General features: G+C 57.2%; 19 protein-coding genes and 1 pseudogene. 11 read left to right on the top strand and 9 right to left on the bottom strand.

All coding sequences use genetic code 11. The annotated features are described in order from the left end of the window. Positions 1 to 13: 13 nt before the first annotated feature. On the top strand, positions 14 to 1,387 hold the full coding sequence (gene trkA / locus A3709_RS08455; protein WP_066052981.1) for a Trk system potassium transporter TrkA: 1,374 nt from the start codon (positions 14 to 16) through the stop codon (positions 1,385 to 1,387). Next, a complete protein-coding gene (locus tag A3709_RS08450; protein ID WP_066052978.1) occupies positions 1,388 to 2,836 on the top strand; it encodes a TrkH family potassium uptake protein in 1,449 nt (482 codons plus the stop codon). A 16-nt stretch (positions 2,837 to 2,852) separates the two neighbouring features. Here the strand turns inward: A3709_RS08450 and djlA are convergent, their stop codons facing one another. Continuing rightward, on the bottom strand, positions 2,853 to 3,647 hold the full coding sequence (djlA, locus tag A3709_RS08445) for a co-chaperone DjlA (RefSeq protein ID WP_066052975.1): 795 nt from the start codon (positions 3,645 to 3,647) through the stop codon (positions 2,853 to 2,855). Between the two features lie 30 nt (positions 3,648 to 3,677). Next, entirely contained in the window at positions 3,678 to 4,571 is an 894-nt protein-coding gene (locus tag A3709_RS08440) for a lysophospholipid acyltransferase family protein (RefSeq protein ID WP_066052972.1), read from the bottom strand. Between the two features lie 93 nt (positions 4,572 to 4,664). Here A3709_RS08440 and glyQ point away from each other — a divergent pair, with 93 nt between their 5' ends. The 4 genes from glyQ to rmuC all read left to right on the top strand — a co-directional run bounded on the left by glyQ (position 4,665) and on the right by rmuC (position 9,834). After that, a complete protein-coding gene (gene glyQ / locus A3709_RS08435; RefSeq protein WP_066052970.1) occupies positions 4,665 to 5,618 on the top strand; it encodes a glycine--tRNA ligase subunit alpha in 954 nt (317 codons plus the stop codon). Continuing rightward, entirely contained in the window at positions 5,615 to 7,693 is a 2,079-nt protein-coding gene (gene glyS / locus A3709_RS08430; RefSeq protein WP_066052968.1) for a glycine--tRNA ligase subunit beta, read from the top strand. The genes glyQ and glyS overlap by 4 nt, the downstream gene beginning before the upstream one ends. Positions 7,694 to 7,698: 5 nt before the next feature. Continuing rightward, positions 7,699 to 8,256, top strand: a complete 558-nt coding sequence (gmhB, locus tag A3709_RS08425; RefSeq protein ID WP_066052965.1) for a D-glycero-beta-D-manno-heptose 1,7-bisphosphate 7-phosphatase — start codon at positions 7,699 to 7,701, stop codon at positions 8,254 to 8,256. An 81-nt stretch (positions 8,257 to 8,337) separates the two neighbouring features. After that, on the top strand, positions 8,338 to 9,834 hold the full coding sequence (rmuC, locus tag A3709_RS08420) for a DNA recombination protein RmuC (RefSeq protein WP_082849994.1): 1,497 nt from the start codon (positions 8,338 to 8,340) through the stop codon (positions 9,832 to 9,834). 330 nt (positions 9,835 to 10,164) lie between these two features. Here rmuC and A3709_RS24505 read toward each other — a convergent pair. Beyond that, a pseudogene (locus tag A3709_RS24505) lies at positions 10,165 to 10,386 on the bottom strand (IS91 family transposase); the annotation flags it as partial. 178 nt (positions 10,387 to 10,564) lie between these two features. Between A3709_RS24505 and A3709_RS23115 the strand changes: the two are divergent. Next, entirely contained in the window at positions 10,565 to 10,702 is a 138-nt protein-coding gene (locus A3709_RS23115; RefSeq protein WP_156507626.1) for a hypothetical protein, read from the top strand. 312 nt (positions 10,703 to 11,014) lie between these two features. On the opposite strand, the gene A3709_RS08405 is transcribed toward A3709_RS23115, so the two are convergent. The 5 genes from A3709_RS08405 to A3709_RS08385 all read right to left on the bottom strand — a co-directional run bounded on the left by A3709_RS08405 (position 11,015) and on the right by A3709_RS08385 (position 18,092). Beyond that, positions 11,015 to 11,560 (bottom strand): NUDIX hydrolase, encoded by a 546-nt coding sequence (locus A3709_RS08405; protein WP_066052958.1) that lies wholly within the window; start codon positions 11,558 to 11,560, stop codon positions 11,015 to 11,017. A gap of 243 nt (positions 11,561 to 11,803) precedes the next feature. Further along, entirely contained in the window at positions 11,804 to 12,703 is a 900-nt protein-coding gene (locus tag A3709_RS08400; protein ID WP_066052953.1) for a VOC family protein, read from the bottom strand. Between the two features lie 92 nt (positions 12,704 to 12,795). Beyond that, positions 12,796 to 15,993, bottom strand: coding sequence for an efflux RND transporter permease subunit (locus A3709_RS08395; protein ID WP_082849993.1), 3,198 nt, complete (start codon positions 15,991 to 15,993; stop codon positions 12,796 to 12,798). After that, entirely contained in the window at positions 15,990 to 17,096 is a 1,107-nt protein-coding gene (locus A3709_RS08390; protein WP_066052950.1) for an efflux RND transporter periplasmic adaptor subunit, read from the bottom strand. The genes A3709_RS08395 and A3709_RS08390 overlap by 4 nt, the downstream gene beginning before the upstream one ends. A gap of 651 nt (positions 17,097 to 17,747) precedes the next feature. Beyond that, a complete protein-coding gene (locus A3709_RS08385) occupies positions 17,748 to 18,092 on the bottom strand; it encodes a UrcA family protein (protein WP_066052948.1) in 345 nt (114 codons plus the stop codon). Between the two features lie 281 nt (positions 18,093 to 18,373). Here A3709_RS08385 and A3709_RS08380 point away from each other — a divergent pair, with 281 nt between their 5' ends. Beyond that, positions 18,374 to 20,878 (top strand): TonB-dependent receptor, encoded by a 2,505-nt coding sequence (locus A3709_RS08380; protein ID WP_066052945.1) that lies wholly within the window; start codon positions 18,374 to 18,376, stop codon positions 20,876 to 20,878. On the opposite strand, the gene A3709_RS08375 is transcribed toward A3709_RS08380, so the two are convergent. Then, the gene (locus A3709_RS08375) at positions 20,879 to 21,952 is read right to left on the bottom strand and encodes a hypothetical protein (protein WP_066052942.1); all 1,074 of its coding nucleotides are present in this window, start codon (positions 21,950 to 21,952) and stop codon (positions 20,879 to 20,881) included. A gap of 833 nt (positions 21,953 to 22,785) precedes the next feature. On the opposite strand from A3709_RS08375, the gene A3709_RS08370 reads away from it, so the two are divergent. The 3 genes from A3709_RS08370 to A3709_RS08360 form a co-directional block, all read left to right on the top strand. Further along, positions 22,786 to 23,406 (top strand): hypothetical protein, encoded by a 621-nt coding sequence (locus A3709_RS08370; protein ID WP_066052941.1) that lies wholly within the window; start codon positions 22,786 to 22,788, stop codon positions 23,404 to 23,406. Between the two features lie 646 nt (positions 23,407 to 24,052). Beyond that, a complete protein-coding gene (locus A3709_RS08365) occupies positions 24,053 to 24,664 on the top strand; it encodes a TetR/AcrR family transcriptional regulator (protein ID WP_066052938.1) in 612 nt (203 codons plus the stop codon). Continuing rightward, positions 24,661 to 25,498: saccharopine dehydrogenase NADP-binding domain-containing protein (locus tag A3709_RS08360; protein WP_156507625.1), on the top strand; the 838-nt coding region annotated here is incomplete at its 3' end. The genes A3709_RS08365 and A3709_RS08360, both read left to right, overlap by 4 nt.

Genomic DNA, 25,498 nt, shown 5'->3' with positions numbered 1-25,498 from the left:
CCCCGTCCGCGACATGAAAATTATTATTCTCGGTGCAGGCCAGGTTGGCGGTACGCTTGCCGAGCACCTCGCCAACGAACAGAACGACATTACTGTCGTCGACACTGATAGCGGAAAACTGCGCGCGCTGCAGGACCGGCTTGACATCGGCACCGTCACCGGCGGCGCATCACACCCCAACACCCTGTATAAAGCCGGCGCCGAAGATGCCGACATGCTGATTGCCGTCACCAACTCCGACGAAATCAATATGATGGCCTGCCAGGTCGCCCACTCCCTGTTCAACACGCCCACCAAGATTTCCCGGGTACGCTCTCCCAATTACCTCGCGCACCAGGACCAGTTGTTCAACCGCGATCACGTCCCTGTGGATGTCATCATCGGCCCCGAACAGCTGGTCACCAAGAATATTCGCCAGCTTATTGCCAACCCCGGCGCGCTGCAGGTGCTGGATTTTGCCGAGGGCAAAGTGCAGTTGGTCGCGGTGCGCGCTTACCACGGCGGCCCAATCGTCGGTCAGGAATTGCAGGAAATTCGCAACCACATGCCCAAGGTGGACACCCGGGTGGCAGCGATCTTCCGCCAGGACCGCGCCATCATGCCCGAGGGGACGACGGTCGTAGAGGCGGACGACGAGGTCTTCTTCATTGCCGCCCGGGAAAATATTCGGGCGGTCATGGCCGAGATGCGCAAAGTCGACAAACCCTACAAACGGGTGATGATTGCTGGCGGCGGCAACATCGGCGCCACCCTGGCCCTGTCCATCGAGGACCAGTATCAGGTCAAGGTCATCGAGCAATCCTACGACCGCTGTAAGGTGTTATCGGAACGACTCAAGCACACCATTGTGCTCAACGGCAGCGCATCCGAGCCACAGCTGTTGTACCAGGAAAATATCGAAGCCACCGACGTGTTCTGCGCACTCACCAACAACGACGAATCTAATATCATGATGTCGATGCTGGCCAAGCGTATGGGCGCCAAAAAAGTCATCACCCTGATTACCAATGCCGCCTATGCCGAACTGGTGGGCGATGAAATCGACATCGCGATTTCACCCCAGCAGATCACCATTGGCAGCCTGCTGACACATGTGCGACGCGGCGACATCAGCAACGTGCATTCGCTGCGCCGCGGCGCCGCAGAAGCGATCGAAGTCACCGCCCACGGCGACGCCTACTCGAGCAAAGTGGTAGGTCGGCGCCTCGACGAGATCCCGCTCCCGGAGGGCGTAACCATTGGCGCCATTGTTCGTGGCGAAGAAGTGCTCATCGCCCATGGCCACATGGTAGTCGAGACGGACGACCACGTGGTTCTATTCCTCGTAGACCGGCGCAAAATCAGTGCGATAGAGAAATTGTTCGCCGTGGGTTTCGGGTTCTTCTGAATGCACCTCTCGGTCTCAATGCGCATTCTCGGCATTTTGCTCATGCTGTTTTCGAGCACCATGCTGGTGCCATTGCTACTGGCACTACTGAGCGACGACAACACTGCCACCGGGTTCCTGATGGCACTGTCGATCACCTTTTTTGCCGGGCTCGCCATCTGGGTCCCGGTAATGAACGCCCGACACGAGCTGCGTATTCGCGATGGCTTTCTCATCACCTCCCTGTTCTGGAGCGTACTGGGCCTGTTCGGTGCGCTGCCCTTTGCACTGACCGACAGCCTGCACCTGAGTACCACCGAAGCGATTTTCGAATCTATTTCCGGTCTGACCACCACCGGTGCAACGGTTATCGTCGGCCTGGATACACTGCCGCAGTCAATTCTGATTTATCGTCAGCTCCTGCAGTGGATGGGCGGCATCGGCATTATCGTGGTGGCGGTGGCAGTACTGCCGATGCTCGGCATTGGTGGCATGCAGCTCTACAAGGCTGAGACACCCGGGCCTTCCAAAGACAGCAAGCTGACGCCGCGCATTACCGAAACCGCCAAAGCGCTGGCCATTGTTTACGTGTCGCTGACCATTGTTTGCGCGGTGTGTTACTGGGCTGCCGGTATGACCGCGTTCGACGCTATCGCGCACGCCCTGTCCACCGTGGCCATTGGTGGCTTTTCGACCCACGACGCCAGCATGGGCTACTTCGAGAGTAATACCATTCTGATGATATGCAGCCTGTTTATGTATATCTCAGCGATTAATTTCGGACTGCACTTTATCTTCTGGCGGCGCCGCAATATCGCCCCCTACCGCAAAGACTCCGAGACCCGGTTTTTTTCCGCCGTACTGTTGATCTGTGTCGCAATAACCTGCGCTTATCTGATTATCAGTGAAGTCCTGGTTGCATCGGATGCCGTTGTCCACGGCATTTTCCAGGCGATTTCCATTACCACCACCACCGGCTTCGCCACCCAGGACTTCGCCCACTGGCCTTCCTTCTTGCCGGTCATGCTGCTGATGTTCTCGTTTATGGGGGGCTGTGTAGGCTCAACCGGCGGTGGCATGAAGGCCATGCGCATCATGCTGATCTACAAGCAGGGCGTGCGCGAGATGAAACAGCTGATTCACCCCAATGCGATTATTCCGCTCAAGGTCGGCAGGCGTCGGGTAGAAGCGTCTGTGGTCAGTGCGGTATGGAGCTTCTTCGCGGTATACACAACGAGCTTTATTATAATCATGCTGCTGTTAATGGCGACCGGGCTGGACTTTACCACCGCGTTTTCAGCGGTGGCAGCGGCCATTAACAATCTGGGCCCGGGCCTGGGTGAGGTGGCGGCCAACTACTCGTCGATTTCCGATACCGCCAAAGCCATTCTGTGTTTTACCATGCTGCTGGGCCGCCTTGAGGTCTTCACCCTGCTGGTGTTATTCACCCCGATGTTCTGGCGGGTCTAAGTCTGCGCTGGCGCGCTTATTTCATGCCGCGCGATTTCTTGATCATTTCGTAGGCCGCCTGAATATCCTGCGACTTTTCGGTGGCCATTTTCACCATGTCTTCCGGCACGCCCTGGGCGATCAGTTTGTCAGGGTGGTTTTCGCTCATCAGTTTGCGATAGGCACGCTTGAGGCTCTTGTCGTCCACGTCCTTGCTAACACCCAGCGCCTCGTAGGCGTCTTCCAGGGTAGTACCGGGCTCGGGGCCAGCAGCACCGCCGTGACCATGGAAGTGACCCTGCGCCTGGGCCATGCGCAACATCTGCTCCAACTGGGCGCGGGTGAACCCCAGCAGCGTGGCAATGCGGTTGAGTGCATCGCGCTCGGCATCGTCCAGTGCCTGGTCTGCCATGGCCAGTGAAATCTGGAAGAAAAGCAGCGTCTGCTTGAGCTGCTGCTGACCACCGGTGGCTTCAAGAAAGCGTGATATCGCGGGCTCGGGCTGAAAGTTGGCAGCCGATCCCTCGCGAAACAGTTCAATCGCCCGCTTGCGCTGCTCCGCAGACAGGCCCATTTGCGAGATCACCATTTCCGTGTGATCGATTTCCTGCTGGGAGATATGGCCGTCCGCTTTGGCCATGTATCCGGACAACAGGAAAGTGGACTCGAAAAAGCTCTGCTTGATGCGGGCAATATTTTCAGGCGATGCAAAGCGCAGGGTTTGCCACAGGCCCTTGTCGAACAAGTGGCCCACGAACAGGCCGATCAACAGCCCGAGCGGTCCCAGCACCAGAAGGCCGAGTACACCGCCAATCAGTTTTCCGTAAAACATGGTTGTTCCTGTCAGCTGCCTGGAAGGCTGCTATAAATCGTCGTATACCCCGGGGCCGTTCTTCGGCCGCACCCGGAATCGTTTGTATTCCCACTGGTACTGCGTGTCGCAGTGGCGCAGGCATTTCTCGACACCCCGATTAAGCGCGGCCAGAGAAATGGCATTGTCCTCATCGTAGATCGCATCTTCTGCGGCGAAGTAGCGCAGCGCAAATCCGCCTGGCACTCGCTCGGCAAATCCAAATACCGCCAGCGCCCCCGTGCGCCGAATCATGTTGTTGGCGAGCGTCGGCGTGAAGCACTCAATTCCCATAAAAGAAATATTCTCCCCGGAGGCCAGATCTCGCGGGGCCTGATCGGGAAGAATGCCGGAGATTTTGCCGCCCTTTACGCTGCGCAACAGTTTCACGAGGCCGCGACTGTCGGTGGGCACCAGCGTGGCGCCGGCCCGCTGGCGGGCGTTCTCAATCATCGGCCCAATCGCTTCCAATTTGGGCGGTTCATACAGCGACACCATGCTACCCAGGGTCCCCGCATGCAGGCCTATCATCTCCCAGTTGCCCAGGTGCGGGGCGAGTACAATTACCCCACGGCCCTGTGCCTGGGCATCGGTTATCAACGCATCGCCCTCCACACTGACCATCAAGCCCTGCACATAGTTCCAGGGGCGCAACCAGACATGGCCCATTTCCGCTGCTAGGGCACCGGTTTCGCGCAGGCTGGCCAGCGCCATCGCCTGCTGTTCAGATGCGGTGAGATCGGGGAAGGCGAGTTCGATATTGCGCTCGGTCACTTTGCGGCTGCGGCCGCCAAAGAGCCAGTAAAGCGATACTGCCAACCGGCCAAGAGCTCGCGCCCAGGCAAGGGGCAACAGCGCACAGAAGTGCAGCAGCAGTTTCACCAGAGCCACTTTAATGCCATTCATGGGAGAATTTCACTTTCGGGCAAAGCGCGTATTATGCCGACAAAAGAGGCTGTATAATAGCCGGCTTTTTGACATCCGCTCACAGGTATTCCCGTGGCAAATCAGCCTGAAAAAATCCTTACATTTCAAGAGATTATCTTGAACCTGCAGCAGTTCTGGGCCGACCAGGGCTGCGTCGTCCTGCAACCGCTGGACATGGAAGTTGGCGCCGGTACATTCCACCCCGCAACCTTCTTGCGCGCCGTGGGCCCCGAAAGCTGGAACGCCGCCTATGTGCAGCCCAGCCGCCGCCCCACCGACGGCCGCTACGGTGAAAACCCCAACCGCCTGCAGCACTACTACCAGTTTCAGGTCGTCATGAAGCCATCGCCCGCCGAATTCCAGCAACTGTATCTGGAATCGCTGGCGGCCCTGGGCGTCGATACCGCGATCCACGACATCCGCTTTGTGGAGGACAACTGGGAATCGCCCACCCTCGGCGCCTGGGGGCTTGGCTGGGAAGTCTGGCTCAACGGCATGGAAGTGACCCAGTTCACCTATTTCCAGCAGGCCGGCGGTATTGAGTGCTACCCGGTCACCGGCGAAATTACCTACGGTATTGAGCGCATCGCCATGTACCTGCAGGGCGTTAACAGCATTTACGATCTGGTGTGGGCCGACGGGCCTGCGGGCAAAGTCACTTACGGCGATGTGTTCCACCAGAACGAAGTGGAAATGTCGCGCTATAACTTCGAAGAAGCAGACGTCGAGCAACTGTTCGGCTTTTTCGACCACTGTGAGAAAGAAGCGCTGCGGCTGGTTGAGAAAAGCCTGCCGCTGCCTGCCTATGAAATGGTCATGAAAGCATCCCACACCTTCAACCTGCTGGATGCGCGCCACGCCATTTCGGTGACCGAGCGCCAGCGCTTCATTCTGCGGGTGCGGACCCTCGCCCGGGAAGTGGCCCAGGCCTATTTCGATGCCCGTGCAGCCCTGGGCTTTCCCATGGCGGAGGAGGGCATTCGCAAGGAAGTGCTCGATCGTATTGAAGCGGAGGCAAGCGCATGACTACCGAGACGCTGCTGATAGAGCTCGGCACCGAAGAGCTGCCGCCTAAAGCACTGAAATCCTTGGGGCTGGCATTTCGCGACGGCATCGTGATGGGGCTGGCCCAGCGCGAGCTGGAACACGGCGAAGTACAGTGGTTTGCATCACCCCGCCGCCTCGCGGTAATGATCGACAGGGTGCAGACAAAGGGTGCTGACAAAGACATCGAACTGCTGGGACCGCCAGCCGACCGCGCCAAAGACGCCGACGGCAACTGGACGCCAGCGGCCGCTGGCTTTGCGCGCAAGCAGTGCGTTGAGCCCGAGGCACTGGCGGAAATCGATACGCCCAAGGGCGTGCGCCTGGGCCTGCGTAAAACCGAGGCCGGTATTGAGACCTCATTGTGCCTGAACGACATTATCAATGAGTCCATCGCCGCCCTGCCGATTCCCAAGCGCATGCGCTGGGGCGCCAGCCGGGTCGAATTCGTGCGCCCTGTGCACTGGATCGTCGCCATGCTGGGCGACAACGCCGATCACGGCGAGGTGCTGGGCTTGCCAACAGGCAATGTCACCCGCGGCCACCGCTTCCATTCCAGCGGCGACATCACCCTGGCGCGGCCGGAAGACTACGTGGACACACTGAAGGCCGCCTACGTGGTCGCTAACTTCGACGAACGCCAACAAATGATTCGCGACCAGGTGGAAGTTGAAGCCAGTGCGCTCAGCGCCACCGCCGTAATCGACCCCGACCTGCTGGATGAAGTAACCGGACTGGTGGAATGGCCGGTGGCGCTCACAGGCTCCTTCGAAGAACGCTTCCTGGAAGTGCCCGCCGAAGCGCTGGTGTCCTCCATGAAAGAGCACCAGAAGTACTTCCATCTGGTCGACGCCGACGGGGCGCTCAAACCCAACTTCATTACCCTGTCCAATATCGAGAGCAACGACCCGGTACAGGTGATCGCAGGCAACGAACGGGTCATTCGTCCGCGCTTGGCCGACACTGCCTTCTTCTTCGAAACGGATAAGAAGAACACCCTGGAAAGCCGCCTCGAGAAGCTCGAGAACATTGTCTTCCAGAACAAGCTGGGCACGGTGGCAGACAAATCGCGACGCGTGCAGGCCCTGGCCGGCGCCCTCGCCGAGCAGATTGGCGCTCCCCGCGATCAGGCCGAACGCGCGGCCTTGTTGAGCAAGACCGACCTGGTGACCGAAATGGTTCTGGAATTCTCGGACATGCAGGGCATCGCCGGTTCCTACTATGCGGCCCACGATGGCGAGGCCGCCGATGTAGCCTCGGCGCTGGCACAACAGTACTGGCCAAAGTTTGCCGGCGACCGCCTGCCCGAAACGGCCACGGCCTGCGCACTCGGACTGGCTGACCGCCTCGATACCCTGGTGGGTATCTTTGGTATCGGCCAGCCGCCCACAGGCTCGAAGGATCCCTTTGCACTACGCCGCGCGTCATTAGCTGTGCTGCGGATTATCGTCGAGAGGAATCTCGATCTGGACCTGCGCGAATGCCTGACCCTGGCAGCTGCCGGTTATCCCGACAGTGTGATTGCCGAAGGCACCACGAAACAGGTGCTGGATTACATGATTGAACGTTTCCGCGCCTGGTATGAGGAAGAGAGCATTCCGGTTGAAGTGTTCAAGGCCGTTAGCGCGCGCAACCTCAGCAAGCCACTGGATATTCAGCGCCGGGTGCACGCCGTACACGCGTTCAGCCAGCTGCCCGAAGCGGCTGCCCTCGCGGCGGCGAACAAACGGGTGTCGAATATCCTGGGTAAGCTGGATGCCGACCACAGCTTCGGCGCGATCGACGAAGACCTGCTCACGGAGCCACCGGAACAGGCCCTGGCCGCCGAGCTTGGCAGGCTGGAAGGCACTGCGCGCGAGCTGATCAGCGATGACAAGTACAGTGAAGCACTGGCCAGCCTGGCCGTACTGCGTGAACCTGTAGACGCCTTCTTTGACGGTGTCATGGTGAACGCCGAGGATGAGGCCCTGCGCAATAACCGCCTCAACCTGCTCAAGTCGCTGCGCGACCTGTTCCTGGATGTAGCCGACATTTCGCAACTGGTTGTCGCAAAGTAAGCGCTATGTCTCTGCTTGTACTCGACCGCGATGGCGTTATTAATCACGACAGTGATGACTACATCCGGTCGCTGCAGGACTGGCAGCCCATCCCCGGCAGCATCGAGGCCATTGCCAGGGCCTGCCAGGCGGGCCTGCAGGTGGCCATTGCCACCAACCAGTCCGGACTGAGCCGTGGCTACTTTACCCTCGACACCCTGGAAGAAATTCACCAGCACCTCTGCCAGCTTGTCGAAGAACAGGGCGGCTCCATCGCCGGTATCTTCTACTGCCCCCACCTGCCCGACGAAGGCTGTGATTGCCGCAAGCCGGGTACCGGGCTGCTCAAGGCCATGGAAGCAGAGCTTGGGCAGAGCGCCAGTGGCGCCTGGTTTATTGGCGACAGCCTCAAGGACCTGCAGGCAGGCCGCGCTCACGGTTGCCGCCCGGCACTGGTGACCACCGGCAAGGGCGAGAAGACCCGCCAACAGCTCGCCAGCCCCGACGTCGCTATTAACGCCCCGGCCGACATTCCGATTTACGACGACCTCGCCAGCGCTATCGACGCCATCCTGTCCGCCTGAATTGGCGACAGGTCTGCCGCGCCCCGCTAACCCTCCAACCCTCCTTTGCTTTACACTCTTCAATTATAAAGAAGGGGAACAATGGAACAGATTGATCAACAGCTGCTGATTATTGCCGCGGCTTCTGCGGTCGGTGGCATCGCCATCGGCCTTGTCATCGGACTATTGCGGGGCCAGAACGCCGCGGAACGATTGCGCAACAGCCATCGCGAGCAAATGGATGAGCTGCAGGCAGAGCTGACCCAAACTACCCAGCGCGCCACCGGCCAAAGTGTCGAGCTGGAGCAGATACGCGGCCAATTGGCCGAGCGCGTCGCGCGCTGGGAGTCTGCTCAGGGCGAACTCGAAACGCTTAACCAGCGCTACCAATCCCTGCAACACGACTACACCCGGGTGAAAACCCAACAAGAAGAGCGCGACAGCCAACACGACGAGCAGATCAAATTGCTCAACGACGCCCGCGACAATCTGAAGCTGGAATTCCAAAGCCTTGCGCAGAAGATTTTCGAAGACAAAGGCAAGAATTTCACCGCCACCAATAGCGAATCCCTGGAGTCGTTGCTCAGACCGTTCCGCGATCAGATCAATAAGTTTGAAACCCGGGTAAACGAGGTGCATACCGAATCGGTAAAAGGGCAGACTGCTCTGGAAGCCGAGATCAAAAAGGTGCTGGAAATCGGTCTGGAGATGAATTCCCAGGCCACCAACCTGGCCACCGCCCTCAAAGGCGACAAGAAAACCGCCGGCAACTGGGGCGAGGCGCAGCTGCAACGCACTCTGGAACTGGCAGGCCTCATCCAGGGCGATCACTTCGAGACCCAGTCCAGCTTTACCGATGGCGAGGGCAAGCGGCGCCTGCCTGACTTTGTAATCAAACTGCCAGACAGTAAAAGCCTGGTCATCGATAGCAAGGTTTCGCTGGTAGATTACGACCGGGCCATCGCCGCCGAGAGTGAGGAGGAGCGGGCCCAGGCACTGGAAGCGCACGCACGGGCGGTACGCAACCACATCGATGATTTGTCTTCGAAGGATTACGCCAATCTTCCGGGGCTGGACAGCCCGGACTTTGTATTGATGTTCATGCCGGTGGAGCCAGCCTACATCGAGGCCATGAAACACAACCGCGATCTCTTCAACTACGGCTATCAACAGCAGGTCATCATGGTCTCCCACACCACGCTAATGCCGATTTTGCGCACCGTGGCCAACCTGTGGATGATCGACCAGAGCAACCGCGAAGCCCGAGAGATCAGTACCAAGGCAGGAGAAATCTATAACCAGGTCTGCCTGGTCGCCGAACGTATGCAAAAGCTGGGCAAAACGCTGCAGTCGGCCAACAACCACTACAACCAGACGATTAAGGGTCTGGCCGGCCAACAGGGTTTGCACGGTAAGATTGAACGGTTCCGGCAACTGTCCAGCAAAGCCAGCAAGCAGATGGTGGACCTGGAGCCCATTCACGCCGATATTGAACTGGAAAAGCTGGAAGCGATTGAACTGCCTCCCGCGGAAGAAACCGGCGAGGAAAACTCGGAACAGCGTATGCCGCTAGAAGTTGTCCGCTCAGATAACGACTAGCTTCAGGTGCTAGTGCTCGCAAGGGCGTGGAGGTTCAAGTCCTCTCCTGGGCACAGCCCCAGGACCCGGGCGAAGTTCTCGCCGCGGCGCTCGCCTACAGGGAGCTCCGACAACAAGCGTGCAAGGCCTAGCTCGGCGGCTGAAGAAATCCTGCTGGTCTACGACGGTGAGTGCCCGGCTTGTAGCGCCTAAAGTCGGCTGGTTGCTATCCGTGAAAGTGTGGGTGACCTCGTGCTGGTGAACGCCCGGGAAGACAGCATGACGATGGATGAAATTACGGCAGTGGGAATCGATATTGATGCTGGAATCCTGCCCAGCGGAAGTAGGCAGCGTCCCAGGTGGCGCTCTGGTCGGTGGCACCAGCAATAGCCGAGTCGGTGTTTCCTGTTCTTTCTGGCGCAGGTGAGTCAGTATTCGACCGATGACATCCTGGTCCTCAATGCTGGCGATGACCCTGACAGAACCACCTCAGCGGCCACAGACCTCGATGTCGGTACTGAACACGCGTTTTAGGCGCTGGGCCCAGGTCATGGCGGCATGGCGCTCGGCGGGACGGCCAGAAACCTGCGCCAGCACGATCGCCCAGATTGAAAGGACGTTCTTACGACTCACCTTCTGGCAGACGATCCTGTCGCTGGCCGGCTTCTTTACCGGTGCCGCCTCACTTCACGCCGCACTAAACGAATCACAGGCAGTTCGCCAGCAAACAGCCGCCTCCGTCTGGCCGTAAGTGCAGTACACGATTAATTACTCCAGCAATGAAGACGCGGCAGAATTCGCCCTGACCATAGATAACGTCGGTGTCGGCCCTGCGCGCATGCAGTCCATGCTCATCACGCTTGACGACAAAGCCATGACCGACTGGTAATCATTGACCGAAACAGTATTAGGCAGCGAGCCCCGGGTGGGAGTTGAGTACGGAAAGTTCAACGTAAGCCGTCGGCTCCTGGCGCCGGGTGAATCGATAGCGGTATTTCAGACAGACGATAAGGAGCTTGCCCTGAAGTTGCAGGAAGTTATCTACAGTCGCGCCGCTGCTCTTTCCTATTGCTACTGCTCGATCTTTGATGAATGCTGGATGAGCGCGACCTCTGAGGACAAGCAACCCATACATCCCGTTGATCAATGCCCGGATCATGGGGCCAATGGGTTTCTTGATCGAATCACAGCGAGTGACTCGCTATTCCCCGCTCCCCTGGTCTAGAAACCGCCAGAGGGTGGCGCAGACCAGTGCGTGATCAATGGTTCCGTCCAACAGATATCTGCGTACGTCGGAGATGCGAACCAATTCCACTTCTGTTCTCTCAGTCTCACTGACATGGGCTTTGTCGTCGACATCAGTGACATGACCATAAAACGTATGGAGCTTGTTGCCAAACAGCGCTGGGTTGGGATTGAGGATGCCAAGCGAGGTGACTTGATCGACAATGTGCCCGGTCTCCTCCCGACACTCGCGTATGGCAGCAGCGACAGGCTCTTCACCCACGTCAATCATCCCCCCGGGGATTTCAAGGGTAACTTGCTGGCTCCCATGCCGATATTGCCTGATCATCACGAGCTCTCCCTGATCTGTTATAGGAACCAGGTTGACCCAATCGGGACTGTCGATTACACAGAACGTGTGCTCTCTCGAGTTGTAGGGAGAACGCTCGAGCACCTCCATCAGCGTAAAGATGCGTGTTTCACTCAGTACTTTGTCCTGTATACGCAACCAGTTCTTTATCATGGGGCTCCTACATGATTAACGGCACATGGAACGCCTATCGAATGCGCCCGCCCACGGAAATACTCGTGTGAATACCGCTTCCGTAGCCTCGGCCTCCCCAGGAGCTATAGCCACTGGAGATACCTACACTGCCATAAACCTGAGGATCTGAGCACCCACTCAACGACCCCATGGAAAGGAAGAGTGCGCTGGCGACCAGCGCTTTAGTAAGCGCCGCAGCACCGAACCTGTTTAGTACCTTTTTCATGCGTCGCCTCCCCCCGATGTATTCTTGTCATCCCAGGTCTGCAGTCCAATCCCCGCCCCCGACGGCCCGGCAATAATAGCCATATGTCCCTGTGAAGGGCGCTCGGTGACTGGTAACAGCACCTTGCCCCCCAGTGACTCCACTCTCACGACTACCTCCTCTAGCTTCGCCTTGTCGGTAATTCGAAGATACTGCAGCCATAGCGAGGGTAGTTCAGCCACGGGGTTGGTACGGATGCCGAACCGGCGCTGGCCCTGGCTGGAAAGTACCTTATAGTCGACGCGGGCACCCTCGGGGTCCAGCTCGATCGAGCTTACGCTCAGGGGAGCGAGCCGCTTGTAGAATGCTGCAGCCGCACTGGCATCTTCGGCCCATAGCTCATCCCACAGGAAATCACCGGGGCGTATATCGTCACCATCGGCCGGATCACCGGATTGCGTTTGCAATAACGCAAACAGCACACCCTGGTTGTCGGCGACAACTGCAATCTCACCGCGGTCGCCCAACGAAGTAGGTGGCGTGTAGACGGTGCCTCCGCCGCTGGTCACAGCGTCCGTGGCGGCTGCAATGTCATAGACGGAGAGCAGGGACACCCACTGGGAAATATCTGCCGAGGTGGGCAATTGTGTTTGATCGATAAGGCCGCCTATAGGCCGCCCTTCATTGTAAATCATGCGGTAGTTGAGGTTGGCGTGCGGCAATGAACGAAATTCCCACCCGAGTAGTTCCGCATAGAAGCGCTCGGTCTCCGCTGGCGTATCGGTTAACAACTCGTGCCAGATCACCTTCCCCGCAAGGCGTTCACTGCCGCTACTGATAGCGGGCTCATTGATACTGCTCATACTGCAGGCCGCCACAGTCAGCAACATCGCCAGCCCACATAATATTCGATTCATTCGATGCACTCTCGGATGACCCAGCATTAATAACTATAGGGTATAAAGCCAAGACTGGCGAAATCCGCTGCCACTCTCTCCCGGTCAAAGGGTCACGTTTGTGCGCGCTTTCGTACCAAGCTTTCTACCAACACATCGCCCCGCGACCACCGCCTGCGCACACTGCCCCAGCTTTCCCTCAGCGCGTAAGGAAGTGCGAGCATGGCAGGTGTAGCAACCAGGGTCAGGGCTGTAGCAAATGACAATCCAAACACGATCGCCTGCGACAGCGGCGACCAGAACATTGCCAGCTCGCCATTGTGGGTCGCGGTCTGCGATACCAGATCGATAGAATGACCAAAGGCCAGGGGCAGGAGTCCACACACCGTTGTCACTGTGGTCAGGAGCACGGGGCGCATGCGCTGTGCCGTCGCTCTAACGATGACACTGCGAGGGTCCAACTCCGGGTTTTGGTGACGCAGGTGGTTAAAGGTATCAATCAGGATAATGTTGTTGTTCACCACAATACCCGCGAGAGCGAGGATGCCAACGCCGGTCAGCAGCGCACTGAAAGGCTTGGCAAGAATAAGTAACCCAAGCAGAACACCAGCGGTCGACATGACAACCGCGAGCAGTATCAACGTGCTCTGATAGAAGCTGTTGAACTGGGTGACAAGCAGGATAAACATCAGTGCCAGCGCCAGACTGAACGCGGTGGCCACGAACGCCATGGAATCCGCCTGTTCCTCGTTGGCGCCGCGGAATCGAATTACCAGCCCGGCATCGAAATCCTGCTGCTGCAACCACTGATCAATCTCACGCACCATCGCATCCGCCATCACGCCATCATTGACGTCAGCCCGGATAAGCTCCATCGGAACGCCGTCGATGCGTTTCAGGGAATCCACCCCCGGACCTGGCTGCACAGATACGAAGTTGCTCAACGGCACCATCCCTCTGTCGGTACTGACTCGGAGGGTCTCCATCGCACTGATTCCGCGCTCGGCGCCGGGATAGCGCACCCTAATATCGACCGCGTCATCCGCATCGTCCGGCCGATATTCACCGATCTTGACGCCATTCGTGACCAGTTGCACCGCAAGACCTGCGGAGGAGACGTCAGCACCGTACAAGGCGGCGCGGGTTCGATCGACCTCGACCCGCCACTCGATGGAAGGCAATGCCGCACTATCATCGATATCAACCAGTCCAGGCATAGTGTCGAGATGGGCACGCACACGCGCCATGGCCGGCTCGAGTAATTCTCGTTCTCTTGCAGTGAACTCGATCTGGATAGGTTTGCCGACGGGTGGTCCTTTCTCCAACGGCCTGATCTCGATATGGATACCGGCGAGGTGCGATGTCCTCTCCCGGATCTGGCGCATCACTTCGTTGCCCTTGATCGCGCGCTGGGATTCGGGGAACAGCTCGAGAAATATCGATCCGATCCTGTCCGACGTGGCGCCGTACTCGCGGACGCCAGAGCCGGGCAGCATTGTCTGCGTATTTACAAAGCGGATACCCGGCACCTGGAGGATCTCCTGCTCCGCCTCCAGCACCAGTTGGTTCACCTCGCTGGCAGACAAGTTGCCACGGCCGAGAACTGCCACGTTGATAAACTGTGGATCAGAGTCGGAGAAAAAGATCGTGCCGACACCGAATTTGCCATACGCCCAGAAAACGCTACCCAGCAGGCTGAACGATACCGCCAGTGTCGCGATGGGACGATTGCAAACGAACTTCAGCAACCGCGCGAATTTACCGGTCAGGCCATCCAAGGTCGCCGGGTCGCCGTTCTCCAGCAACGCCTGGGTCGCCGCCCCACTGTTATAGGTTGACTTCGAACCGCCAAGTAGCGAGCCCAGGACCGGGCCGAACAACAGCGCATACAGCAGGGACCCGACCAGGACAGAGAACACTGTCGTCGGCAGGTAACCCATAAACTGACCGGACACCCCGGGCCAGAACAGCATAGGAAGAAATGCAGCCAGAGTCGTAGCGGTTGACGCCGTGACCGGCCAGAACATGCGTTTCACAGATTCTGCGTAGGCAGCCTTGTGTTCCATGCCCTCATGCATTTTCCGATTGGCGTATTCAGTGACCACGATACCGCCATCGATGAGCATCCCTAGCCCTAACAACATGCCGAACATGACCATGAAGTTGAACGTGTAGCCCAAAAGGTAGATAACTGTCACCGAGAAGAGCAGTGAAAACGGGATGCCAAGGCCCACGACGAGCCCGCCGCGCAGGCCCATGACGGCCACCACCAACACCATGACAAGGACCAGCGCTGTCAGGATGTTGCCCTCAAGTTCGCGCACTTGCAGCGAGGCGAACTCTGCCTGGTTCTGTGATACCACCAACTCGATCCCGGCGGGCAGTGTTGACCGCGCAGCCTTCACCACCTGCAGGACCTGATCGACGCTGTCGATAACATTGGCGTTAGCGCGCTTGGTTACCGCAATCGATATCGTGTCCTGTCCGTTGTACCGGGCATAACCCTCACGGTCCTTGAACGTTCGGCTGATCGTGGCCACGTCTCGTAAGGTGACCACGGTGTCGTCCGCTGCCAGCACCGGCAGGTCGCGCAGGTCCTCAGCGCGCTCCACGACGGCCGGCACCTTCACAGCAAAGCGACCAGCATCCATGTCAACATTGCCCGCGGGTATCAATCGGTTGTTGCGCTGCAGCGTGGCCAGCAGGCTTTCGGCGGAAATTTGGTAGGCATGAAGCGCGTCGGGATTGATCACCACCTCGAGCACTTCCTCGCGGTGGCCCTGCATGTCTGCACTCAGCACCGAAGGAATTGACTCGATATCATCCTGCAGCGTCAGGGCCGCAGCGTAAACGACGCGCTCTGCCGACCTGTCTCCCAACAGGTTGATCGTAAGCATCGGGAAATCGTCCGCAGTGAGCTCATCCACAAAGGGTTCTTCTGCGGTTGTAGGAAGCTCGGCTTTTGCTCGATCTAGGGCTTCCCGGACGTCCGCGACAGCGATGTCGAGGTCGTAGGATACATCGAACTCAACAAAGAAAGAGGCCATTCCCTCGGCGGCGGTGGATTGCAGCTCCACAACACCTTCGAGTTTGCGCAACTCCGCCTCCATCGGCTGAACCAGCAAGCGTTCGGCATCCTCGGGAGAAATCCCCTCGTGGATTACGCCGACGTAGAAAAACGGCAACTCCACATGCGGGTCATTAGCAATCGGCAACGCTGCCCGTGCCAGAACTCCGGCAGCTACCAGCACTGCCAACAGGGACAGTGTGGTTCGCGTCCTGCTGAAAGCAGTTGCGATGAAGCCTTTCATCGAAGCGCGACCTGGTCACCGGACTTGTTGACGAAGACGGGGTCTACAATATCTCCCGGCGCCACGTACTCCTGGCCCACGATAATCAAGTTCACCTTGTCCGGCAGGCCAGTGACCCAGACGCCGCCAAAGCCGTCCTCCAGAATATCCACCGGGCTGAAGATAACGCGGTTGGAGTCGTCAATGGTACGCAACCCCAGCGCTCCCGTGTCGTCCAAACTGAGGAGCGAAGAAGCCACCAGGTGGGCCGGTACTTTCTCGACGCCGATGCTCATCGTCACTGTCAGGCCAGAGCGGATGCTGTAGTCCCTGTTGTCGACGGTAACTTCCACCGGATACGTCCGGGTCACAGAGTCGCTCTGCGTGCCAACGAATGATAATTGGCCAGCGATGCGCCGACCGGCCAGGCTTGTCCCTGTCACATCCTGTCCCACGGCCAGATTCTCGACCTCACTCTCTGTGACATCGGCGCGGACCAGCATCGGGTCAAGCTCAATAAGCCGCACACAGGTTTCCCCGGGCACGGCATAGTCGCCCACGTTCAGGTGCAGATCTTCGACCACTCCGTCAAAGGGCGCCGTGATCCGAGTCCTCGCCAGATTGAGCTTCTGTCGATGGAGGTGCGCGAGGGCACTCTCCTTGCGCGCCTGGGCATCCGCTGTCGCGACCTCTGACAACAGCCCATCATCGCGCAGCTTGCGACTGCCCTGGAGCTCGATACGCGCCGTCTCCAGAGCGGCTTGTGCCTCCTGAACGGCGACGCCTCGATCGTCGAGGGCCAGTTCGCAAAGCAGATCACCCGCCGCCACCTTCATACCCCGCTCCACCGGCCGCGCCACGACACCACCGGCAACTTCTGCCTTCACGTCAACCATGCGCTTGGCCTCGGTTTTGCCGCGCAATACCACATTGCGCGCGCGGAACTCGGCGGCAATGACATTGACTCGAACGCGGCTGAGTTCGCCCGCCGGCACTGTGCTACCAGCCAATATGGGGTTGAACGCCTGCGCAGTCGCTGTCTCTTCCACCGTAAAAGTGCCAGCGGCCATCCACAGACCTACGAGGCCCGCGATAACGACGGCAGAGATAACGTTTCTGGACATGCTGGTCCCCTGGCTACTGAACGGGTTAAAAAATATACGATGTATACGCCTTCCCAATCTGCTCAGACTTCCCGGTCTTCGGGAAAATTCACTGCTTACCCGGGTCTGCGTCCACGCCGATGAGCGCATTAGCAAAAATCATTTACCTTCGTAATTGAGCTATCCTTCAGGAGTGCATCAGCGGTGCTGACGTCGACAGGTCTGGCGAAAACGCCAGTCATACAGCCTTGCTCCTTCGTCAGCCTTTTGTCCACCGCCAAGCGCGCGTAGAACAGGCCCCAGGCATCCTAAGGAACCTAATCCGGCTGCGCCGCCGAACCGTAGATCAACGGACACTTCCCAGGACACTCATCATGGAACTTATCCGCTCCGACCTGTTAAAAAACGCCCTGGCCTCCGATCTTGTTGTCTCAGTGATAAAAAGGTTTTAATCAGGGATGTTATGGAAATTATGCGCTGAAGGTCGGATTAGACCGGAGTCGGGATATCAGCTTGTCAATAGATGACCATCCCTGGCCTCGGCAAACTGTCGCACTCCTGTGGCAGACACAGCCGCCGCACCACCTACTTCCTGTAACTAGAAAAGGGGCGCCGCTCCGCAACAGCGCCCCTGGTGACCCCCACCAGGGGTAGCAGGGGTCAGGACTGGTATTAGTCGATAGCAGCAACCTGGTCGGCACCGATCTGGCTCATCGCTGCATCGACGGCATTGTCGAGACACTCACGGCTGTCCGTGACGCCAGCCAGGCCGCCGGCGCGGTGGTAGTCCATGGGGCCACACACATCTTCGGCCGCTTCGCGAATACGGTTCTCAACCGCCAGGCGACCTTCTTCAGTAGCGAGTTCGGCGCGGGTGAAGGACACGCTCTTGCTGGGCACCTGGGATGCCTCAACCAGAGTCTCGTCGATGTTCTCGGCGGCAACGTTGAATGACAGGCCCGCAGTCACGGCAATGGCGGCAGCGGACAGAATGTTTTTAGTAACGATACGGTTCATGGCGTTTCTCCCTACAGGCCCAATGGCCTCTCTTCTTGAACCAACCCAGACCCGTTCTGCGTTGGTGTTGGGAACTAAGTTAGGAGGAAAAGCCGGAGAGAAAAACCGTGTTTCGCCGAACCGCGGGGGTTGCAGGACGAGTTGCAGGCTGGCTGAGATGAATTGCAGCGACGAAAGCGACGGGGGATCTACTTAATAAAAGTGTAATGTATAAAACAGGCATGTCTTAGTTAAGATAGTCATATACACACACCCCAAAAATACGAATAAAGGGTTCTGTAATGCATAAGTTTCGCTCAACTGCTACAACCGTCTCACTGGCCGTGGCTGCTAGTACCGCCGCCGTCATTCCCCTTAGCGCCCAGGCGCAAATGGTCCTCGAAGAAGTGATTGTCACCGCCCGAAAACGGGAAGAATCGCTGCAGGAAACACCAATCGCCGTCACTGCCTTGTCCGCCAGGGCCATGGAAGAACTCGGTGTGCGCGATATTTCCGATCTGCGGAAGGTCGCGCCAAATGTCGATGTCTATGACGGCAATGGATCAACGGGCACCGGCAGCATCTACATCCGCGGCATTGGCGCGCGCAATGAAGGGGTGAATTTTGATTCCGGGGTGGGAATTTACCTGGATGGAATCTATGTCTCGCGGACCTCCGGCGCGGTGCTGGACAATGTTGACCTGCAATCGGTGCAAGTATTACGCGGACCACAAGGAACTCTATTTGGCAAAAACACGACGGGTGGCGCTGTGCTCTATACCACCAATAAGCCCACGGAGGAGTTGTCTGGCCACGCAGAACTGATGGCAGGCAACTATGATCAGTTCACTGCCAAGCTTACCGGCAACCTGCCGTTAATCGGCAACACCCTGCTATCGCGATTCTCGATTTACAGCAATAGCCGGGACGGCTACGTCACCAATCGCGCCAACGGCAACCCCGACATTACCGACGGCCAGGAATTCAACGATATTGATCGCAAAGGTGCCCAGGCCCAGCTGCGCTACAACGCCAGCGACAACCTCGTCTTTGACCTCAACTACATGTACTCGGAAACTGACCAGTCTGCCCGGGGCATGGACTGCGAGGTGGTGGATTCTGTTCCCGGGTCGGGCTGGCAGGCGGACCTGCAAAACCCCTTCATCATCGTCCCCTCCACCGGCCAGACCATTCAGGAGTGGTGTGCAGAGAACAACAGCCTGGGCATTGATAACGTCCAGGCCGACCTGGACCGTCCCGGTTATCGCGCTAAGACCAATACTCTGGGCCTGACCGTCGACTGGGAGTTCGAAGATCACAGTTTCAAGAGCATCACCGCCTGGCGGAAAACCGAATCCGGGTTCTCCCAGGAGATCGATGCCATTGGCATACCGGTGCTGGTGCGCACCAACTACGACGAGCCGTTTGCCGACGACTACATCACCGACGCCTACAGCCAGGAGTTCCAATTCTCCGGCTCAGCCTTTGACGACTCGCTTGAGTACGTGGTGGGTTTGTACGGGTTTTGGGAAGATTCCGACTCGGGTCCGCGGGTAGAGCCCTCGGGCCCGTTCTTCGGTGCACTGTTTATTCCCAATGTGGCCTACTACACGGCATCGCACACCAGCCTGACCTCCAAGAACACGGCATGGTCGGCCTTTGGCCAGGCGGACTGGAGTTTTCACGATGACTGGCGCCTCACGCTGGGCCTGCGATATACCGAAGAGGAGAGGGAGCTTACCCGTTCTTTCCGGGTAGCGGATATCTCTCAGATCGCTACGACCGGAGACGCCAGCAACATTGTGTCCGAGCAGTTTGTGCTGTTCCCCAGCGGCCCCGAAACCTTTAACCCCAATCACGGTTACGTTGTTCCGGACGACCCGCTGGCAGATCAGGAGGATAAGGTCGACGACTCGGCCGTTACCCCAATGGCCAGCCTGCAATATAGCTTTGGTGAATCTGGCTTCATCTCCGGGGGGTCGGCATACCTGTCGGCAACCAATGGCTTCCTGTCAGGCGGCATCAGCGACACCCTGGATATTGAGACCGGACTGATGGAACGATACGACCCCGAGGAAGTATGGAACTATGAGCTGGGCCTGAAGATCGACACACTGGACCGTCAGCTGCGCATCAATATGGCGCTGTTCTACACCGACTATGAGGACCGCCAGCTCACCACGGTAAAGATTAACCCTGTTGATGGACGCATTGCCGGGTCCCTGATTAACGCTGAGTCGTCTCGCATCGCGGGCGTTGAATTCGAAACCATGTACCTGCCCACCGAAAATCTGCAGATCATGGCCAACATTACTTTCAATGACGGCGAAATCAAGGAGTACAACGACGACCGGATTCTCTCAATCCCGGAGGGCGGGGCACCGGCTGAATGCGATGTGGTCACCGTGGGTACCGGTGATGTAATGACCTGCCCGGTCGACCGCTCCGACGAAAACCTGCCGCGCCTGCCAGAGGCGATCTACTATCTCGCTGCCCAGTACACCTGGGATACCAGCATCGGCGACATTGTCGCTATGGGCGCCTGGTCTTATCGGCAGGACGTGGATAACTGCTTCGACCGTAGCAGTTGCCTGTCAGGGCTTTACCTCAACGACCAGGAAGACTTTTCCGCACGCCTCACCTGGCTCTCCAACGATGAGAACATGCGCCTCACCGCCTTCGGTACCAACCTCACGGATGAGCGCTATATCGTCGGTGGTGTACCGTTGGTAGATGTCACCCAGACCGCCGGGGTGGTATACAGCCCGCCGCGCATGTACGGGCTGGAGTTCGCTTACTCGTTCTGATCAGGTGCGCATCTGGGCCGCGCCGTCCATGGACGGCAGGTCCAGGGTGGACAGCACACCTGAGCGCGCCGCTCGCACCGCCTCGATGGCGTTAACGACCCGGCATGCCGCCGTGGCATTGCCGCCACCCGCAGCGCCGGGCTCTACCGGATCCTCACCATGCACCGACAGGGTCACGCAGGGCGAGCCCTTGATAATGACCTGGTGCACACCCTGGCCCTCGGGCGGGTAGGGCCAGTCTGGCGCGCAGTCTTCATCTATACGGGTAACATGCTCCACCACAAACCGTTGTTGCCCCCCGCACAGCGCTGCCACTTCAAAACGGAACGCCCCCTGAGTGCCGGCTTCAAACAGACCCATTTGTTCAACATGAACATCTTTTTCCAGCGGACGCCGTTCCACGTGGGTAACAACTTCATCGACCGTCTGGCCAAGACCCTCGGCAACCACACGGACCATGCCCTCCCAAACCAGCCGCAGCGAGAAATCCAGCAGCATGGGCGGTGTCTCATCCATGGAGGTACCAAAACCAATCACATCCCGGACCACTTCAGGCTGGTCGTAGAGCGCGTAATTGAAGATTTCCCGTGTGCGAATCTCTTCAATATCTGACGACATGGCACTGGCAAACAAGGGCAGGGCGTCCATCACCCAACCCGGATCAATGCCCGACACAAACAGCGAGCTATTACCCGCCTGACAGGCCTGCTCAATCATGTCCACCAATTCAGCCGGGGCCGCCGGCGGATAGAGCAGGGGATGGAACGAAGTACTTACTACATCAATGCCGTTGCCAAGGCAGTCAAGTAAGTCCGCAAGCGCAGCCTCAGGGCGAATATCAGCGGTAGCGGTATAGACGACCGCGTCTACACCAGCGTCGCGAAGGGCCGGCCAGTCATTGGTCGCCAGCACGCCGACAGTTTCGATACCGGCAATGGTGCCCGCATCTTGCCCGACCTTGCTTTCACTGGCGACAACTACGCCCACCAGGTCGAGATTGGCATGACTGTGTACTGCACGAATAGCGGGGCGGCCGACATTACCGGTGCCCCAGACAACAACGCGTGTTTTCATTATGTTGCGTTCCTTGTGGGTATTGAAGCGAGTACGCAGCAAATGCTCCCGGCAGATTGCTGCAGGGTGGTTTTTGCAACGCACAGCAAACAGCGTAGCCGGTCAGGCCGCGTTTGCTATCGAGATGTAGCGGATTGAGTAAAAGGAATCGCCGCTGGCTTAAAAAGTTATTCAGCCCGCCAAGTGGCAAGAGCTAATCGGGGCGATTCAATATTGGCAAAAACGAAGCGCCTTTGTCTGTCCTTGACGAACACTAGCGTAGGGATGGTATCAAATAGCAGCTGAAGCAAATTAGGATCGCCACGCAGGCTGCTGAATTTAGTGTCCTCTAACATAGACTAATCCTGTTGCCATCTGAGGTTTTTTGCGGCGAGTTTTGATACCTCTTGTGTACCTACAGCCACTCAATCTTGCAATGGCAGTACCTTGTGCCTTCTACCTGCCAGTTCTGTCGGGGACAGCAAATAGAGCGCCTCAGGTTTCAACGCAGCCGAGCGCAGCAAGAAGTTGTGCAATTGCCGATGATGCAAATCGCTAACAATGTCTTCCATATGCTGCCCCCAGGTTCTGCTCTTTGGGAATGCGGCTGTTAGCTGGAGTCAGTATTAACAGCTGACACGCCGAAAGCCCCATGCGCCTAACTGTGCTCTATAATAGTGCGCGCAGCCGCACTTTCAGGCTGTTACCTACAAGGCGCGCCCCATTGCTGGCGGCGATATCAGTTTATGTTGGTGCGCGGTAGTGTCATAGGATTGGTGAGATAGCGGTGGAAGAACAGCAAGGTTACTTATTCTGGCGATCTATCCTGCTGAGCAAAAACTGAGGGCAATAAATTGCAGGAAAGAAATACCCTGGGTCATGTCATCAAGTTTGTGAAAGAATCGACGGGGCTGGCCATCACGTTTGCCTATCTGATTTTGATCATCTCCAGCATGGCGTACCTCGGCATTTTCTACGGGCGATTCAATGTTGATATCCTAAAGCTTGTGGCGCTTGAAGACATACTGGTAACGCCGATCAGAAGGCCGGATATCATCGTTGCCATTGTCGCCATCACCATAGCTGTCTCGATAAATGATGCGTTAGCGCGATACAACGCGCGACTTAGCCAAGGCTATGTGGGGAAAAAGAAACCCTGGTACATACGGTTTTATGAACGTGTATTCTTTTTCTTCCCAGCTACTGCACAAGGACACTACAGACTGACAGTAGCCTCCTTCTTTGGTTTTCTGTGTTTCTATATCGCTTTTTTCGCTTATGCAGAAGCGGAGGACGTGCTCGAAGGCAACGGTTACGAAGTTTTTTTGACGCTGTCTGAGAAAGCCGATAGTCGTAGTGTGATATTGCTTGGCACTACCAGCCTGTACGTCATCGTATACGATAGTCAATCTGGCCAAGTGCGCGTTCATCAAATGGAGTCCGTGGCGTCAATCACGCCGGCTGAGAATTCGTAGAAACAGCAAGACACTGAGGGGTATTAGTTAGCCGGCGAACCCTGGCTTAAGTTCGACACCCAAACGCTCTGTCATCATCTGAAGGGACGAGTCTGCATCCATCCAAAAAAGTACGTTTTACTACGAGAGCTGTTGGATCGCCATCTAAGTGGACACGGTGAAATCGCCAAGGCGGTGTTTTTATGGCTTCTTTTCCAAATATTAGTGAGAAGGAGTGCATCCAAGTTTCGCACGATATATGCCAAAAAAATTAACGTTACTAGTAGCGATGAATGTCCGCTTTCACCTCAAAGCGGCCGGTCGGTGAAGTTCAAATAACGTTTTTTAGGACCGCTTTCGGCCAAGAGCAGCCAACTTAAATCACATCTGTGATGCTTGAAGTTGCCAGAATTGACGTAATTTCCAGAAACGTTGAAGCGAAAGCTCTGGAAAGGCTCTCCAGCCAGAATCGAAGGGCACTGATCGGCCGGGAGCAACGCAGCGCTGGACATTGTTATCGATCAATTAGTGACTGTAGGTTCATGAATCTGATTTATTGCCCGGGATAACACGTTAGCACCTGAAAATCCAACCGTCGGTCCAGCGAGGTTGACAAAGTATCAGTTGAGTCATAACATCGATATAACATTGTTATATTGTTTTATTCATGAAGACAGCTACTCGAGATCGCATCCTGAACTGCACAGCTAAATTGGCGACCACGCCCGATAACCGAAAGCTGACTATACGAAACGTAGCCGAAGACGCCGGGGTTACGACACAGGCGGTCTACACACTATTCGGCGGGAAGGAAGGTTTAATCGCCGCTCTCTTTGAGGAGTGTTGGAATACGCTGACTCATCGTCTTCGCGATGTGCCAGAGAGCAGCCACCCCCTGGAAACCCTGTGTTCCCTAGGTCGTTGTTACATCCAGTTTGCCAAAGAGAACCCGGAGTTCTACACGCTAATGATCGGTCGGGCCACTGGCAGCGTTACCGTGCCTGATCGGGAGCTACGGCACGCGGCGCCGTGGAGTTCCATCACCATCAATGTCGTCAACAAAGCTATAGCTGATGGAATTCTGTCCGGCTCACCAGACGAAATTGGACGTCTCCTGTGGTCCACGGCGCACGGGTACATCGATCTGACCATCCATGGATACCTTCGATCAGATGATGAGCGCTTTTTACAACAGGCAACTCTGGCCTTGTTCAGCACTTTTGCCGGACCAAGATACTCGTCGGAGATGCTAATCAGCGAGGAGTGGTTCGGCTCTTGAAAACTTATCGATTGGTCGTGCTCGGTGCCACTGGCGTTACGGGTCAAAACACGTTCCGGCATCTTGCTGAGCATCTTCCGGCGGACTTTAGCTGGGCGATAGCCGGGAGAAATCCGGACAAAATGAAGAAGCTCGTGTCCGACTTCCCCGACAGGAATTCCACACCCGCTTACATCTCGGCGGACGTCGTAGACAGAGATTCCGTCGATGCCCTAATCAAAAATTGCGACGTGCTGATTCACCTCGCGGGCCCTTACGCCACGCACAGCGAACTGCTTTTTGAAAAATGTATCGAGCATCGCACGCATTACGTCGATATCGGCGGCGAAACGTTCTTTATTAAGCGGATGATCGAAAAGTACCACCAGGCTGCGAGCGACAAAAAAGTGATTTTGCTCCCCACGGCCGGGTACGAGTCAGTACCCTTTGATCTGCTAACCCTGCTTGCGATAACACATCTTGAAGGCGCCTATCAGGAGCACTGCGCAAAGATAAAAATTGTCACCTCATTCCACAGATTAGGGGGCGTCCGAGATAACCGTATTAGCGGAGGAAGCATCGGCACAATGAGGAACATTTTGGCGGGGGATGACTGCAATGCGTTTAATGACATGGCCTGCCTCCTGCCTCCCAAGGCAGACAACGGTCGGGTGCGAGACCGCAACAAGGTTCGCTATGCTGCTCGCTATGATGAGGACGTCCAGGCTTTTACGGGTCCGCTGCAGCCCGCGCCCTTCCTGAACGTCCCTGTCGTTCTTCGTTCTGCACACCTCCTTTCTCAGGTTGGTATCGACTACGGAGCAAACTTCTCCTACAGCGATTCCATGACTATGG

Source organism: Halioglobus sp. HI00S01 (assembly GCF_001635445.1).
GTDB classification, from domain to species: Bacteria; Pseudomonadota; Gammaproteobacteria; order Pseudomonadales; family Halieaceae; genus Halioglobus; species Halioglobus japonicus.
This window is presented reverse-complemented; position numbering and strand designations above follow the sequence as displayed.

What these genes read in the sequence shown, in the direction of transcription:
- A3709_RS08395 (WP_082849993.1), bottom strand. Translation starts at nt 15,993, where the DNA reads ATGAAAGGCTTCATCGCAACTGCTTTCAGCAGGACGCGAACCACACTG.
- A3709_RS08390 (WP_066052950.1), bottom strand. Translation starts at nt 17,096, where the DNA reads ATGTCCAGAAACGTTATCTCTGCCGTCGTTATCGCGGGCCTCGTAGGT.
- trkA (WP_066052981.1), top strand. Translation starts at nt 14, where the DNA reads ATGAAAATTATTATTCTCGGTGCAGGCCAGGTTGGCGGTACGCTTGCC.
- A3709_RS08380 (WP_066052945.1), top strand. Translation starts at nt 18,374, where the DNA reads ATGCATAAGTTTCGCTCAACTGCTACAACCGTCTCACTGGCCGTGGCT.
- rmuC (WP_082849994.1), top strand. Translation starts at nt 8,338, where the DNA reads ATGGAACAGATTGATCAACAGCTGCTGATTATTGCCGCGGCTTCTGCG.
- A3709_RS08385 (WP_066052948.1), bottom strand. Translation starts at nt 18,092, where the DNA reads ATGAACCGTATCGTTACTAAAAACATTCTGTCCGCTGCCGCCATTGCC.
- A3709_RS08440 (WP_066052972.1), bottom strand. Translation starts at nt 4,571, where the DNA reads ATGAATGGCATTAAAGTGGCTCTGGTGAAACTGCTGCTGCACTTCTGT.
- glyS (WP_066052968.1), top strand. Translation starts at nt 5,615, where the DNA reads ATGACTACCGAGACGCTGCTGATAGAGCTCGGCACCGAAGAGCTGCCG.
- A3709_RS08405 (WP_066052958.1), bottom strand. Translation starts at nt 11,560, where the DNA reads ATGATAAAGAACTGGTTGCGTATACAGGACAAAGTACTGAGTGAAACA.
- djlA (WP_066052975.1), bottom strand. Translation starts at nt 3,647, where the DNA reads ATGTTTTACGGAAAACTGATTGGCGGTGTACTCGGCCTTCTGGTGCTG.
- A3709_RS08375 (WP_066052942.1), bottom strand. Translation starts at nt 21,952, where the DNA reads ATGAAAACACGCGTTGTTGTCTGGGGCACCGGTAATGTCGGCCGCCCC.
- gmhB (WP_066052965.1), top strand. Translation starts at nt 7,699, where the DNA reads ATGTCTCTGCTTGTACTCGACCGCGATGGCGTTATTAATCACGACAGT.
- A3709_RS08365 (WP_066052938.1), top strand. Translation starts at nt 24,053, where the DNA reads ATGAAGACAGCTACTCGAGATCGCATCCTGAACTGCACAGCTAAATTG.
- A3709_RS08450 (WP_066052978.1), top strand. Translation starts at nt 1,388, where the DNA reads ATGCACCTCTCGGTCTCAATGCGCATTCTCGGCATTTTGCTCATGCTG.
- A3709_RS08400 (WP_066052953.1), bottom strand. Translation starts at nt 12,703, where the DNA reads ATGAATCGAATATTATGTGGGCTGGCGATGTTGCTGACTGTGGCGGCC.